The sequence below is a fragment of the Micromonospora lacuserhaii genome, from assembly GCF_036902735.1.
GTDB lineage: Bacteria > Actinomycetota > Actinomycetes > Mycobacteriales > Micromonosporaceae > Micromonospora.
Genome location: NZ_JBAKHO010000010.1, coordinates 143549 through 157263 on the forward strand (window position 1 = coordinate 143549; position 13715 = coordinate 157263).

Genomic DNA, 13715 nt, shown 5'->3' on the forward strand with positions numbered 1-13715 from the left:
CTTGCACGGGAAAGAGTGGCTGTCCGACGCGGGACAGCCACTCTTTCCGTGCAAGCGCCCGGGGTGGGGGTCAGGGGCGGGGTTGGGGGGTGGCGGTGGGGCCCTTGACGACGGGTTTGCCGTTCTGCCAGGTGACCTCGTCGAGCCAGACCTGGCGGCCGGGGTCGGTGCTGCCCTCCTGGCCGGGGGGCCAGGCGTGGTAGAACAGCCACGTACGACCGTCCTTCTCGACCATGGAGGCGTGGCCGGGGCCGGAGGCCGCCTCGCTGGTCTTCAGGATCGGGTTCTCCGCGGCCTTCACGCAGGGGCCGGTCGGGCTCTCGCAGACCGCGTAGCCCTCGCCGTAGGTGTCCCTGTCGTACGCGTTGGCGGCGAAGAAGAGGTAGAGCTTCCCGTCCCGCCGGTGCAGGAACGGCCCCTCGATGAGGGTGCCCTCCCAGGGCTCGGTCTGCTTCAGCAGCTTCGTCGGCTCGCCCACCAGGGTCAGACCGTCGTCGGCGAGGCGCTGCGACCAGAGCCAGGTGTCCACCCCGATCGCGTTGCCGTCGTTCTTCCAGAGCAGCCAGAGGCTCCCGTCGGCGTCCCGGTACGGGCTGGCGTCGATCGCCCCGCCCAGCTCCGCCTGGCAGATCAGCGGCCCGTCGTGGTCGTCCCGGTACGGCCCCCGCGGGGTGGTCGCCACCGCCCGCCCCACGCACTGCCGGCCGGATTCCCGGCCGGCGACCGTGTAGTAGAGGACGAACCGGTCCGGCCCGAGCGGGAGCATCTCCGGCGCCCAGGTCTTCCCGGCGTCCGCCCAGTCGGGCAGCGCCGGCAGTGCGTCGCCGGCCTCGGTCCAGTCGACCAGGTCGGCCGAGCGCAGCACCGGCACGTTGCGCCCGCCGCTGTTGGTGTGGAAGAGCAGCCACTCGTCGCCGGCCCGGACGACGAACGGGTCCGGGGCGTCGGTGCGGACCACCGGGTTGGTGAACATGCGGGCGTCCTCTCCCGTACTCGAAGGGGTGTCGCTACGGTCGTCACCGCAGCCGGCGACGAGCAGTGCGGCGGCGAGGACCGCCGCCGCACCACGTCGCCGGGAGTGCCCGGCCCTCATCCCTTCAGGCCGCTGCGCGAGACGCCCTGGATGATGTGCCGCTGGGCCAGCACGAACAGGATCAGCACCGGCACGCTGGCCAGCACGGCGCCCGCCATGATCACCGGGTAGTCGCTGACGTACGCGCCCTGGAGCAGGCCCAGGCCCGCCGGCAGGGTCAGCCGCTCCGGGCTGAACAGCACGTAGATCGGCCAGAGGAAGTCGTTCCAGTTGGTCAGGAACGACAGCACCGCCAGGGTGGCCAGGGCGGGCTTCGACAGCGGCAGCAGCACCTTGGTGAAGATCTCCCAGTGGTTGGCACCGTCCAGCACCGCCGCCTCCTCCAGTTCGGCGGGGATGCTGAGGAAGAACTGCCGCAGGAAGAACACCCCGAACGCGCTGGCCGCGCCGGGCACGACCACCACGGTCAGGGTGTCCAGCCAGCCGAGCCGGTCGGCGATCACGAAGTTCGGGATGATCAGCGAGGTGGGCGGGATGAACAGGGTGCCCACGATCAGCGCGAAGGCCACCTTCCGGCCCCGGAAGCGGAGTCGGGCCAGCGCGTACGCGGCCGCCGAGGCGGTCACCAGCACCAGCAGCGCGTGCAGGGTGGCGGCCAGCATGCTGTTGAGGAACCAGCGCAGCACCGGGTTGGCCGTGTTGCCGAGGATCTGCTGGTAGCCGTAGGTCGAGAACGGGTTCGGCACGAAGTTCGGCGGGAGCTGCTGCGCATCGCCGTAGGTCTTCACCGAGGTGATGGCCATCCAGACCAGCGGGGTCAGGAAGATCAGGGCGAGAAGCACCAGGACCGCGTAGCGGGCGGAGCGGCGGAGTGTCGTCATGGTCGGCCCCTCAGTCTTCCCGGTACCGGAAGAACCGGAAGTTGATCATGCTGATCACCGCGAGCGCGAGCGCGAAGACGATGCTCATCGCGGCGGCCCGACCGGCGTCGTTGTCCCGCAGCCCCTCGTCCACGATCCGCCAGACCACCGTCCGGGTCTGCTGGCCCGGCGCGCCCTGGGTGATCAGGAACGACTGCCCGAAGACGTTCGCCGAGGCGAGGATCGTGGTGGTCAGCACGAAGAGCAGGACCGGGCGCAGCCCGGGCAGGGTGACGTTGCGGAACCGCTGCCAGCCGTTCGCGCCGTCCATCCGCGCCGCCTCGTAGAGCTCGGGCGAGATGTCCTGCAGGCCGGCCAGGTAGATCACCGCGTTGAACCCGGAGGTCCACCAGACGGTCACCCCGACCAGCGACACCCAGGCCCACGGCACGTCGGTCACCCACGGGGTGTCCGACGGCAGGCCGACCGCGCCGAGCAGCCGGTTGACCAGGCCCAGGTTGGCGTCGAGCAGGAAGCGCCAGAGCAGGCCGATCACCGCTACCCCGAGGACGTACGGGGCGAAGTACACCGCCCGGAAGAACGTCCGCCCGGGGAACGACCGGTTGAGCAGCAGCGCCAACCCCAGCGGGACGACCACCAGCAGCGGCACCGAGAAGACCGTGAAGATCGAGGTGGCCCGGACACTCGACCACCAGTCCCCGTAGATGGCCGACTCGCTGTCGAAGAGGTCCTGGTAGTTGTCCAGCCCGACGAAGGGCCGGTTGGGCAGTTGCAGGTCCCACTGGTGCACGCTCAGCCAGACCCCGAAGACGATCGGGAGCAGGCCGAAGACGCCGAACAGGACCAGGTACGGCGCGAGGAAGAGGTAGGGGGTCGCCCGACTGCCCCGATTCGTCGCGCCCCCGCGGGTTTTTGACCCCGCCGGGGGCGGCGCGTCCCTGCGCGCCGCCCCGACCTCGATCACGTCCGCCACGAGGGATCAGCTCCCGTACTTCTTGCGGTTGTCCTCGAGCTGCTTGTTGGCCTTGGCGACGCCGTCGTCCAGGGCCTGCTTCGGCGACTTCTTGCCCAGCGCCGCCTCATTGAAGGAGTTGTAGAAGGTGGTGATCACCTCGCCGAGCCCGGGGGAGGCCGGCGGGAAGGCCGCGTACTCCAGCTCGGGGGCGAGGGTGGAGACGTCCTTCAGAGCCTTGAACTCGGCGCTCTCCCGGACCGCCTTGCGGGCCGGCACCTGGCCGCCCTTGGCCCAGTCCAGGGAGTGCTGGCTGAGCCAGTTGATGAAGACCTTGGCGCCGGAGATCTTGTTGTTGTCCGCGCTGCGCTGCTTGACGATGGTGAAGTTGTGCGAGTTCGCCCAGGCGGCCTGCTGGCTGCCGATCTGCGGCAGCGGCGCGACGCCGATCTGCGCGTTCGGGTCCTTGGCGATGTCGTTGATCTGCCAGATGCCGTTCCAGTTGAAGGCGTTCTTGCCGCTCTTCAGGGCCAGGTAGTCGGCGTCCTGCCCGACGTTGGCGGGGGAGTGGCCCTGCTTGATCAGGTCGACCAGCCAGGTGCACGCCTCGACGGCCGGGTCGGAGTTGAAGGTCGCCTTGGCCACGTCGGCGTCGAACAGGGTGCCGCCCCACTGGTGCAGCAGGGAGTAGAAGGTCATGCCGCCGGTGAACTGGAACGGGCTGATCCAGAAGCCCTGCACGCCGGACTTCTTCAGCTCGGTCAGCGCCGCGGTGTACTCCTCGCGGTTGGTCGGCGGCTTGTTCGGGTCCAGGCCGGCCTTCTGCATGACGGCCTTGTTGTAGTAGAAGCCGAGCGGGTGCATGTCCAGCGGGATGCCGTACCGCTTGTTGTTGTAGAGGCCGCCCTTCCAGACGGTCGGGGCGAAGTCGCCCTCGCTGAGCTCCAGCGCCTTCGACACGTCGTCCAGCTCGGTGATCACACCGCGGGCGGCGAAGGTGGCCAGCTGGTCCATGTGCATGACCGCGATGTCCGGGCCCGAGCCGCTGGAGACCGCGCCGGGGAGCTTGCTGTAGTAGTCCTCCCAGCGGTACGTGTTGACCGCGATGGCGATGTTCTGGTGCTCGGAGTTGAACTGCTCGACGAGCTTCTTGAAGATGTCGCCGTCGCCGCCGGTGAAACCGTTCCACAGGTTCAGCGAGACCTTCGGGCCGGTGTAGTCCTTGCCGCCGTTGCCGCTGGCGGTGCCGGACTTGGTGGCGCTGCCGCCGCCGCAGCCAGCGAGCGTCAGCGAGGCGGCCGCGCCGAGGCCGACGCCGAGCCCGAGCAGGCGCCGCCGGCTCAATTCGTTCTGCATCATGCGGGTTTCTCCTTGGGGGACGGAAATCAAGTATTTCCTGGTCAGCGCCGGGGTGCGAAGCGCAGCACGTTCCAGGAGACCGCCGGCAGGCGCACGGAGCACCGATCGCCGTCGGGGGTGGGGGTGGGCAGTTCCCGGGGCGTCACCCGGTCGGGCTCGGCCTCGGTGTTGATCGCCTCCGGGTCGTCCCCGGCGGCGACGGTCAGGTGTGATTGACCGGATAGTCCTGGCAGGCCGCGCAGGTCGAGCTGCAGGTCCAGGTCGTCTGAGCCCCGGTTGACCGCGAAGACGGTCAGCTCGCCGGACTCCTCGTCGAGTACGGCCACCGTGTCCAGCACGGGAACCTCACCGTATTTCTTCGTCTCGTAGGTCGGCGCGACCGGTTCGGTGCGCAGCACGGTGCCGCGGGCGTACCGGGCGGTCAGCGCGAACGGGTGGAAGATGCTCTGCCGCCAGGCCGGGCCGCCGGTGCGGGTCCGGATCGGGGCGATGACGTTGGCCAGCTGCGCCTGGCAGGCGACGCCGACCCGGTCGGCGTGCCGGAGCAGGGTGATGAGCAGGTCGCCGACCACCACCGCGTCGACGGCGGTGAAGTCGTCCTCGATCAGCGCCGGCGCCTCGACCCAGCCCCGCCGGTCCAGGTCGGCCTTGAGCCGGGACTCGTACCAGACGTTCCACTCGTCGAACGAGATCTTGAGCTTCCGCTTGTGCCGCTGCTTGGCGGCCACGTGGTCGGCGGTGGCGACGACGTCGGTGATGAAGTTGTCCATGTCCACGGCCGAGGCGAGGATGCTGGCCCGGTCGCCGTCGGACGGGTCGTAGTAGGTGTGCGCCGAGATGTAGTCGACGTGCTCGTAGGTGTGCTCCAGCACGGTCGCCTCCCAGGAGGCGAAGGTGGGCATCCGCCGGTTGGAGCTGCCGCAGGCGACCAGGCTGATCGAGGGGTCGATCATCTTCATCGCCCGGGCGGTCTCGGCGGCGAGCCGGCCGTACTCGTCGGCGGTCTTGTGGCCGACCTGCCAGGGGCCGTCCAGCTCGTTGCCGAGGCACCAGAGCCGCACCCCGTACGGCTCCTCGGCGCCGTTCTTGCGGCGCAGGTCCGACAGCTGGGTGCCGCCCGGGTGGTTTGAGTACTCGAGCAGGTCGCACGCCTCCTGGACGCCCCGGGTGCCGAGGTTGACCGCCATCATCGGCTCGACGCCGGCCTCGGCGGCCCAGGTCATGAACTCGTCCAGGCCGAAGGCGTTGGTCTCGATCGTCTTCCACGCCAGGTCGAGGCGGCGGGGGCGGTCGCCGGCCGGGCCGACGCCGTCCTCCCAGCGGTAACCGGAGACGAAGTTGCCGCCCGGGTAGCGGACCACCGAGACGCCCAGCTCCCGGGTCAGGTCGAGCACGTCGCCGCGGAGGCCGCGGGAGTCGGCGGTGCGGTGGCCGGGCTCGAAGACGCCGCCGTAGACGCAGCGCCCCATGTGCTCGACGAAGGAGCCGAAGATGCGTCGGTCGGCGGGGCCGATCGCGAAGGCCGGATCGATCGTCAGCTGAGCTCTGACCACGGGGGTGCCGCCTTTCGTCTTCCTGCACCGGGTGACTGCCGTCACGCCGTACCCCGTGTTTGTACAACGTTGTAAGCAACGTTGTAAAGCACTCGTTACACGATAGAGTCCGGGGCGGAAACCCGCAGGAGGGAGGGACGAGCGCGTGCGACACAGGCTCAAGGACGTAGCCGAACGGGCCGGAGTGTCGGTCAAGACGGTGTCGAACGTGGTCAACGGCTACGTGCACGTCCGGCCGGACACCCGGGCCCGGGTCGAGGAGGCGATCGCCGAACTCAACTACCGGCCCAACCTCTCCGCCCGGAACCTGCGCAAGGGCCGCACCGGGGTGATCGCGCTGGCCGTGCCGGAGCTGGACATCCCGTACTTCGCCGAACTGGCCCGGCACGTGGTCAGCGCCGCCGCCGTGCACGGCTGGACGGTGCTGATCGACCAGACCGGCGGCGGGCCGGAACAGGAGCGGGTGGCCGCGGCCGGCATCGGCGACCACATGATCGACGGCCTGATCTTCAGTCCGCTGGCGCTCACCGCCGACGACCTGGCCAACCTCGACGGCATGCCGATGGTGCTGCTCGGCGAGCGGGTCGACCACGGCCCGGCGGACCACGTGGCGATCGACAACGTGGCCGCCGCCCGGGAGATCACCGCCCACCTGATCGGCCTGGGCCGGCGCCGGATCGCCGCCATCGGCTCGCAGCGCACCCCCGAGGGCGCCAGCGCCCGGCTGCGCCTGGCCGGCTACACCGCGGCCCTCGCCGAGGCCGGCATCGGGTACGACGAGGCCCTCGTGGCGTCCGCGTCCGCCTGGCACCGCGCGGACGGCGCGGCCGCCGTCCGACACCTGCTCACCTCGGGGGTACGCCCCGACGCCGTCTTCTGCTTCAACGACACCCTGGCGCTCGGCGCGCTGCGCGCCCTGCACGAGGCCGGCCTGCGGGTGCCCGACGACGTCGCGGTCGCCGGCTTCGACGACATCGAGGACGGCCGGTTCAGCGTGCCCACCCTGACCACCATCGCCCCCGACAAGGAGCGGATCGCCAAGCTGGCGGTCGAACTCCTCGCCGGCCGCCTGGCCGGCGACCGCGACGCCCCACCCCGAGAACTCCAGGCCCCCTACCGCCTGACCCCCCGCGAAAGCACCGCCCCCGGGCCCCGCCCACCGCGTTGATCATCAAGTTGTCGCCAGCCGCGTCGACGTGTCGTGGTTATCCATTCATGATCAATGCTTGGTGGGGTGGGGTGGGGTGGGTCAGTCGAAGAAGCGGGCCAGGTGGTTCCTGGTGGGTGGGTCGGCGTCCGGGGGCAGGGGGGTGAGGTCGGCGAAGATGGAGGCGCCGTCACAGCCGGCGTGCAGCGGGTACCAGCGGGGCTTGTCCGGCGGGCGTTGACCGCAGATGCCCTTGAAGGTCTGCACGTCCAGCAGCCGTACGTGGGTCGGGTCGGCGACCGCGTTCACGTGCCCCCACCAGGGGCTCATCACGTGCAGGACGCCGCCCGGCCGGAGCACCCGGTGGCACTCGTCCACCAGCGGCAGGAAGTCGATCAGGTGCTCCAGGATGTGCACCGCGAAGAGGGCGTCGACCGAGTCGTCGGCCAGCGGCAGCGAGCCGGAGAGGTCGGCGACCGCGTCCACCCCGGTCGCCGGGTAGATGTCCAGCCCGAGGTTGGTCGGGTACTGCTTCTGCGGGCCGCAGCCCAGGTCGACCACCACCGGGTCCCGGCCGGCGACCCGCACCCGGTCCCAGACGCCGTACACCCCGGCGAGCCGGCCGACCAGGTCGCGGACCAGGCTCAGCTCGGCCGGCTCGGCGACCTCGCCGGTCAGGTGGGCGACCCCCCGGTCGAACCGCACCTCGACGGCGAGCCCGCGCAGCCGCTCGTCGTGCCCGGCCTGTTCCGCCCAGGCCTCGGTGAGGAACCCGTCGATCGCCCGCAGCCGGTCGGCCGAGGGCGGTGTCTGCGCCAGCGCGACCATCGCCACCTCCCGCCGGCCGTTACCCGGATCTTCGCCCGGTATGCACCGATGCTGGGCGAACGCGAACCCCCCGGACCGTCGCGATGGGGAGCGGGTGGGTCAGCCGGAGATGGTGCGGCGGCTCGGCCGGCCCGCGCCGCGCATCCGCTGACGCGGTTGCGGGGCCAGCGCCCTGGGCCGCTTCAGGTGGTACCGGTGCAGCTCGCTGTGGCCGGGCAGGGACGGGTCCTCGCTCATCGCGACGAGCTCCCAGCCCTGGTCACCGGCCCGGTTCAGGTGGGCCAGCGCGGTGTCGCCGTACGGCGTGACGTCGACCATCGAGCCGTCCGGGCCGTACCAGATGAAGACGACCTCCCACCCGATGTCGGTGGTGGCCGCCTGGCGGCGCCGGACCAGCAGCGCGTACTCCCACTTGAGCATGGGCTCATTCTCACCCGGCGCGCGCCCGCCGGCACGGATCAATCCTCGGCGATCCGTCCGCCGTCGACCCGCAGCCGCCGGTTGACGGTCACCGCGTCCAGCATCCGCCGGTCGTGGGTGACCAACAGCAGGGTGCCGGGATAGTTCTCCAGCGCCGACTCGAGCTGCTCGATGGCCGGCAGGTCCAGGTGGTTGGTCGGCTCGTCCAGCACCAGCAGGTTGACCCCGCGACCCTGCAACAGGGCCAGCGCCGCCCGGGTCCGCTCGCCGGGCGACAGCGTCGCCGCCGGCCGCAGCACGTGCGCCGCGCGCAGGCCGAACTTGGCCAGCAGCGTCCGCGCGTCCGCCGGCGCCAGCTCGGGTACGGCGGCGCCGAAGGCGTCCAGCAGGGGCTGGTCGCCGAGGAAGAGCCCGCGGGCCTGGTCGACCTCGCCGACCACCACGCCCGGGCCGAGCGCGGCGTGGCCCTCGTCGAGCGGCAGCCGGCCGAGCAGCGCGCCGAGCAGGGTGGTCTTGCCGGAGCCGTTCGCCCCGGTGATCGCCACCCGGTCGGCCCAGTCGATCTGGAGGTCCACCGGGCCGAGGGTGAAGCCGCCCCGGCGGACCACCGCGCCGCGCAGCGAGGCCACGATCGCGCCGGCCCGGGGCGCGGCGGCGATCTCCATCCGCAGCTCCCACTCCTTGCGCGGCTCCTCGACCACGTCCAGCCGCTCGATCAGCCGCTCGGTCTGCTTGGCCTTCGCCGCCTGCTTCTCGGTCGACTCGGCGCGGAACTTGCGGCCGATCTTGTCGTTGTCGGTGGACTTGCGGCGGGCGTTCTTCACGCCCTTCTCCATCCAGGCGCGCTGGGTACGGGCCCGCGCCTCCAACCCCGCCCGGGTGTCCGCGTACTCCTCGAAGTCGGCGCGGGCGTGCCGGCGGGCCACCTCCCGCTCCTCCAGGTAGGCGGCGTAACCGCCGCCGTAGTGGCGGACCTGCTGCTGGACCAGGTCCAGCTCCAGCACCCGGGTCACCGTGCGGGTGAGGAACTCCCGGTCGTGGCTGACCAGCACGGTGCCGGCGCGCAGCCCGGTGACGAACCGCTCCAGCCGTTCCAGACCGGCCAGGTCCAGGTCGTTGGTGGGCTCGTCGAGCAGGAAGACGTCGTACCGGCTGAGCAGCAGCGAGGCCAGCCCGGCGCGGGCGGCCTGGCCGCCGGAGAGGCCGGTCATCGGGTGGTCCAGGTCGACCGTCAGCCCCAGCTCCGCGGCGACCTGCTCGGCGCGCTCCTCCAGGTCGGCGCCGCCGAGACCGAGCCAGCGCTCCAACGCCTCGGCGTACGCGTCGTCGGCGCCGGCCGCGCCCGCGCCGAGCGCCTCGCCGGCGGCGTCCAGCGCCGCCTGGGCGGCGGTCACCCCGGTACGCCGGGCCAGGAAATCCCGGACCGTCTCGCCCGCCCGGCGCTCCGGCTCCTGCGGGAGGTAGCCGACCGTGGCGGTGGGCGGGTTCAGCGAGACGCTGCCCAGCTCCACCGGCTGAAGCCCCGCGAGGGTACGCAGCAGCGTCGACTTGCCGGCCCCGTTCACCCCGACCAGCCCCACCACGTCGCCCGGCGCGACGACGAGTTCGAGGTCGGAGAAGAGCAGCCGGTCACCGTGCCCGGCGGCGAGGTCCTTGACGATCAACGTGGCGCTCATGAGGAGCCGAGCCTATCCCGCGCGATCCGGGGGAAATCGCTGCGGCAGGAGATCATCCGACCCGCCGCCTCCCCGAGATCGGCGGGGAGGGGACAGGAGCGGGACGGACACGAGGGAGACTCACGGGCGTGGTGACGACTCTGGCGATCGACTGTGGGGGCGGGGGCATCAAGGCGTCGGTTCTCGATGCCGCCGGGACGATGCGGGCCCGGCCGCTGCGGGTGCCCACGCCGTACCCCCTGCCGCCCGCGCTCTTCGTGAAGACGCTGCTGGAGCTGGGTGGCCGGCTGCCCACGGCGGACCGGGTGACGGTGGGGATGCCCGGCATGATCCGGCACGGCGTGGTGGTCGCCACCCCGCACTACGTGACCCGCTCCGGGCCGCGCAGCCGGGTCGACCCGGACCTGCTCGCCGAGTGGTCCGGGTACGACGCCCGCACGGCCCTCTCCGACGCGTTCGGGGTGCCGGCGCTGGTGCTCAACGACGCCGAGGTGCACGGCGCCGGGGTGGTCGCCGGCACCGGCTGCGAGCTGGTGCTGACCCTGGGGACCGGGCTGGGCAGCGCGCTCTTCGACGGCGGGCAGCTCGCCCCGCATTTGGAGTTGTCGCACGCGCCGGTGCGCTGGGGCACCACCTACGACACGTACGTGGGGGAACCGGAGCGGCGCCGGCTCGGCGACGCCTTCTGGTCCCGCCGGATCCGGCAGGTGGTGGACGGGCTGCGCCCGGTGTTCCGCTGGGACCGGCTCTACCTGGGCGGCGGCAACTCCCGGCTGATCCGCCCCGAGCAGGTGGCCCGGATGGGCGACGACGTCGTGGTCGTCCCGAACACGGCCGGAATCGTGGGCGGTGTCCGGGCCTGGGACCTGGTCGCCCAACCGTACGACGCGACCGGTTGAGCCCATTCGGGCGCAACCGCGTCCAGGGGAACACTCGCGGTACGGCCGATGTTGTGCCAGCGTCGGAACAGTGGCGGCGCGAGACGAGGAGGTGGGTCGGGATGGATCTTCTGGCGGAGTACCGGCGGGCGACCATGTTCTTCGAAACGGGTGACCCGGCCGGAGCGGCCCGGTTGCTCGAACCCATCGTCGAGGCCGAGCCGGGGAACTCCTCGGTACGCCAGCTGCTGGCCCGGGCGTACTTCCAGTCCGCCCAGCTCAACCGGGCCGAGGAGCAGCTGCGCGAGCTGGTCGACCGGGACCCGAGCGACCACTACGCGCACCACGTGCTGGGTCGGACGCTGGAGCGGATGAACCGGCACGCCGACGCGCTGCGGCACCTCCGCATCGCCGCGGCCATGTACTCGACCAACACCGACTACACGACCGCGCTGCGCCGGGTGGAGAGCCGGGTCGGCACCGGCCGCTGACGCTGGTCCTCGGGGCGGCCCTTCGGGGCCGCCCCGACGCGTGTCCGCCGGTCCACCGGCGGCCCGCCTACCATTGCCGGCATGGGACGTGAGCTGGCGGTGGGCGCGGCATGAAGCTGAAGCTGGACCTGCACGAAATCTTCAACAAGGGCCAGGACATCGACCGGGCGCTACGCGGGATCATGGACGAGGCGGTGGCGAAGAAGGCCACCATGGTGGAGATCATCCCCGGCAAGGGCTCCGGCCAGCTCAAGAAGCGGGTGCTGCGCTTCCTGGACCAGAAGGACGTCAAGCAGCTCTACCACCGGGTGGAGAAGGACTCGAAGAACTTCGGCCGGCTCTTCGTGCACTTTCGCTGGAAGTAGAAGCCTCGGCTTCCCGACCTTCCACGCCAACTCCCGACGTGCCTCCTGACCTGGGGAAACGTCTTCCGTCGGCTTCCGGCATCTTCCGCCGCCGCTCGCACTCGGTTGTGCCGGATTTGTGCCACGTGATCATGGCGAACTAGCCAGTGCCGCGGCCGTCGATGTCGAGCAGCGCCACCGGACCGACCGGGGGGCGCGCTGCAAGTCGCGGGTCGGGCGCGGCGGCGTGTCGGCAAGGGCCGGACTTGAACTCCTGAACCCGTCTGGGAGCGCCCTGGTCATCTCAAAATACCTGCGCCGTTCGAGGCCTGGACGGCCGCCGCGATGGTGTCGTCGACCTCATCCGGGCGGTTTGTCGCCCTTCCTCTCGGCGGCTATCCGTCGCCTGCGGCCGGCCGTGACCCGCCACCACAGAAACATCAGCGCGCCGGTGAGCACCTGGGGAACGAAGGTCCCGGCCCGCCACACGAGGGTCACGGCGAGAGCCTGGCCCCCGGTGGCACCGAACGCGGTAAGCAAACCGGTCAGGGTCGCGTCCACGGTGCCTAGACCGCCGACGGTGACCGGAATGAACGTCACGATCACCGCGAACGAGAAGGCCGCCAATGACTCCTGCCAGCTCACCCCGAAGTTGTCGTGGGCGCCGTTCTCTAGGCCCGTTAATGTGAGGAACAAGATCGACCACGAGGTGAGCTGCGGCAACAGGGTCGCCGCGACCACCCGCGCCCATCGCGTCTTCATAACCTCGACTACGCCCGAGCGGAAGTCAACCACCTTGCCGGTGAGGTTGGCCGTCCGGCGGTGACGCAAGGGCCGTGCCGTCGCGTTGAGGAGCCGCTCCGCCAGGTGCCCGACCCTGCGGGCCCCGTCCTCATTATGCAGAATCACCACAAACGCGGAAATGGCGATGCCGACGCCTAGAACCCCGACGACCGCGATCAGCACGTAGTGCCGTCTCGCCTCTCCGCTGACCAGCAGCGTCAGGACACCCACGACAGGCATGACGAGCGTGGCGAGAATGCTGAAGCCGCTTGACATCGCGGCCGCGCTCGCCGCCGCCCCCCTATCGCACCGGTAGGACTCGAGCATGTCGTACTCGACACCGAGACTGATGGCGCCGCCGGCCGGCACGACATTGCTCAAGGCGAACGAGGTCTGGTCCACCACGAAGGCTGGTCCATATCGCAGCCCAGGCAGCACGGTCTGCAATTGCCACGCGCCCGCGGCGAGGTTGACCACTGCCGCGCCGACGAGGGCGACGAGGTAGGCGATCGGCATCCGCTGGATCGATGCGCAGGACTGCGAGTAGTCGGCGAATCGAGGAAAAGCACCGACGAACACGATCACGAGAACGGCGACCGTCACGGCGGATACGACCACTCTTCGACTGAGGTGCCTTCGGCGCCGCGCGTGGACGCCTCCGCCCGGTGTCGTTCCGCCGGCGCCTGCCTTCGAAGGGCCCGCCATCATCTACCCGACCACGACGGCGGCCTACTCACCAACGCCTGACTCCTCACCCCCGTTACACGGCCCTTCGCCAGTATCGCCGATGTGACGGCAATTTTACCGATCCACTGGACTGCAGGAGCCGGCGCACCTTCGCCAGCCCTACGGCGCGCTGGTCCAGTGGTCCACTGACGTCCGGCGCGATCCGGCCGAGTCCGCCACCTTGGCTACTTGCGTGGCTACTCGGCTGGCACCCACCGGTTCTACGACCAGCGCCGGCATGACAGTGCGCCGCGACCGCAGCCACTTCCACACGCGGCAATCTCGCTCAATCGGACAGTGGCGCGTGCGAAGAGCCTGGCGCGCATAAGGTCGGCTCGACATGGCGACCTTCGCGAGACTCGGACGGGTAGGACATGGACCAAGGCACCCGCGACGAGTTGCTCGGCCGCCTGGGTGAGGCAGTCGGGTCGGTCACAGTCGCACATCCGACGCGGGTTGCCATCGACGGACCGCCAGCCGCAGGCAAGACGACGCTCGCCGACGAACTGGCCGTCGCCTTGCGCATACAGGGCCGCGACGTCATCCGCGCGACAATCGACGATTTTCTCTTCCCACGGGCGCAGCGCTATCCGCGCGGCGAGTACTCGGCCGAAGGCTGCTACTTCGACACCCACGACTACGAC

The 13715-nt window shown here is 70.7% G+C and carries 14 protein-coding genes; 5 read left to right on the top strand and 9 right to left on the bottom strand.

Annotation, left to right across the window (positions count from 1 at the left end; all coding sequences use genetic code 11):
- Positions 1-70: 70 nt before the first annotated feature.
- The 5 genes from V6U81_RS10110 to arfA all read right to left on the bottom strand — a co-directional run bounded on the left by V6U81_RS10110 (position 71) and on the right by arfA (position 5778).
- Entirely contained in the window at positions 71-973 is a 903-nt protein-coding gene (locus V6U81_RS10110) for a glycoside hydrolase family 43 protein (RefSeq protein ID WP_334487114.1), read from the bottom strand.
- 116 nt (positions 974-1089) lie between these two features.
- A complete protein-coding gene (locus V6U81_RS10115; RefSeq protein ID WP_334487117.1) occupies positions 1090-1914 on the bottom strand; it encodes a carbohydrate ABC transporter permease in 825 nt (274 codons plus the stop codon).
- A 10-nt stretch (positions 1915-1924) separates the two neighbouring features.
- The gene (locus tag V6U81_RS10120) at positions 1925-2887 is read right to left on the bottom strand and encodes a carbohydrate ABC transporter permease (RefSeq protein WP_334487119.1); all 963 of its coding nucleotides are present in this window, start codon (positions 2885-2887) and stop codon (positions 1925-1927) included.
- Between the two features lie 6 nt (positions 2888-2893).
- Positions 2894-4225: an ABC transporter substrate-binding protein gene (locus V6U81_RS10125; protein ID WP_334487122.1), complete on the bottom strand. Its 1332-nt coding sequence runs from the start codon at positions 4223-4225 to the stop codon at positions 2894-2896.
- Between the two features lie 41 nt (positions 4226-4266).
- Positions 4267-5778, bottom strand: a complete 1512-nt coding sequence (gene arfA, locus V6U81_RS10130; RefSeq protein ID WP_334487125.1) for an arabinosylfuranosidase ArfA — start codon at positions 5776-5778, stop codon at positions 4267-4269.
- 145 nt (positions 5779-5923) lie between these two features.
- On the opposite strand from arfA, the gene V6U81_RS10135 reads away from it, so the two are divergent.
- Positions 5924-6946, top strand: a complete 1023-nt coding sequence (locus V6U81_RS10135) for a LacI family DNA-binding transcriptional regulator (RefSeq protein WP_334487128.1) — start codon at positions 5924-5926, stop codon at positions 6944-6946.
- An 81-nt stretch (positions 6947-7027) separates the two neighbouring features.
- Here V6U81_RS10135 and V6U81_RS10140 read toward each other — a convergent pair whose 3' ends face one another.
- The 3 genes from V6U81_RS10140 to V6U81_RS10150 all read right to left on the bottom strand — a co-directional run bounded on the left by V6U81_RS10140 (position 7028) and on the right by V6U81_RS10150 (position 9849).
- Positions 7028-7753: a methyltransferase domain-containing protein gene (locus V6U81_RS10140; protein ID WP_334487130.1), complete on the bottom strand. Its 726-nt coding sequence runs from the start codon at positions 7751-7753 to the stop codon at positions 7028-7030.
- Between the two features lie 99 nt (positions 7754-7852).
- The gene (locus V6U81_RS10145; protein WP_334487132.1) at positions 7853-8173 is read right to left on the bottom strand and encodes a hypothetical protein; all 321 of its coding nucleotides are present in this window, start codon (positions 8171-8173) and stop codon (positions 7853-7855) included.
- A 38-nt stretch (positions 8174-8211) separates the two neighbouring features.
- Positions 8212-9849, bottom strand: a complete 1638-nt coding sequence (locus V6U81_RS10150; protein WP_334487134.1) for an ABC-F family ATP-binding cassette domain-containing protein — start codon at positions 9847-9849, stop codon at positions 8212-8214.
- A gap of 128 nt (positions 9850-9977) precedes the next feature.
- On the opposite strand from V6U81_RS10150, the gene V6U81_RS10155 reads away from it, so the two are divergent.
- The 3 genes from V6U81_RS10155 (at position 9978) to V6U81_RS10165 (ending at position 11583) form a co-directional block, all read left to right on the top strand.
- The gene (locus tag V6U81_RS10155) at positions 9978-10748 is read left to right on the top strand and encodes an ROK family protein (RefSeq protein WP_334487136.1); all 771 of its coding nucleotides are present in this window, start codon (positions 9978-9980) and stop codon (positions 10746-10748) included.
- Positions 10749-10849: 101 nt separating this feature from the next.
- Positions 10850-11218 carry a tetratricopeptide repeat protein gene (locus V6U81_RS10160; RefSeq protein WP_334487138.1) on the top strand — a complete coding sequence of 123 codons (369 nt, stop codon included), beginning with the start codon at positions 10850-10852 and terminating at the stop codon, positions 11216-11218.
- Positions 11219-11328: 110 nt separating this feature from the next.
- A complete protein-coding gene (locus tag V6U81_RS10165; RefSeq protein WP_334487141.1) occupies positions 11329-11583 on the top strand; it encodes a Smr/MutS family protein in 255 nt (84 codons plus the stop codon).
- A gap of 339 nt (positions 11584-11922) precedes the next feature.
- Here the strand turns inward: V6U81_RS10165 and V6U81_RS10170 are convergent, their stop codons facing one another.
- Complete coding sequence (locus V6U81_RS10170) at positions 11923-12930, bottom strand: lysylphosphatidylglycerol synthase transmembrane domain-containing protein (protein WP_334487144.1); 1008 nt, start codon at positions 12928-12930, stop codon at positions 11923-11925.
- Positions 12931-13445: 515 nt separating this feature from the next.
- Here V6U81_RS10170 and V6U81_RS10175 point away from each other — a divergent pair.
- A partial coding sequence (locus V6U81_RS10175) for a nucleoside/nucleotide kinase family protein (protein ID WP_477463169.1) occupies positions 13446-13715 on the top strand: 270 nt, incomplete at its 3' end.

Excerpts from the sequence above, each read along its gene's own strand:
- V6U81_RS10115 (WP_334487117.1), bottom strand. The coding sequence starts at position 1,914 with ATGACGACACTCCGCCGCTCCGCCCGCTACGCGGTCCTGGTGCTTCTC.
- V6U81_RS10165 (WP_334487141.1), top strand. The coding sequence starts at position 11,329 with ATGAAGCTGAAGCTGGACCTGCACGAAATCTTCAACAAGGGCCAGGAC.
- V6U81_RS10160 (WP_334487138.1), top strand. The coding sequence starts at position 10,850 with ATGGATCTTCTGGCGGAGTACCGGCGGGCGACCATGTTCTTCGAAACG.
- V6U81_RS10140 (WP_334487130.1), bottom strand. The coding sequence starts at position 7,753 with ATGGTCGCGCTGGCGCAGACACCGCCCTCGGCCGACCGGCTGCGGGCG.
- V6U81_RS10110 (WP_334487114.1), bottom strand. The coding sequence starts at position 973 with ATGTTCACCAACCCGGTGGTCCGCACCGACGCCCCGGACCCGTTCGTC.
- V6U81_RS10125 (WP_334487122.1), bottom strand. The coding sequence starts at position 4,225 with ATGATGCAGAACGAATTGAGCCGGCGGCGCCTGCTCGGGCTCGGCGTC.
- V6U81_RS10150 (WP_334487134.1), bottom strand. The coding sequence starts at position 9,849 with ATGAGCGCCACGTTGATCGTCAAGGACCTCGCCGCCGGGCACGGTGAC.
- V6U81_RS10145 (WP_334487132.1), bottom strand. The coding sequence starts at position 8,173 with ATGCTCAAGTGGGAGTACGCGCTGCTGGTCCGGCGCCGCCAGGCGGCC.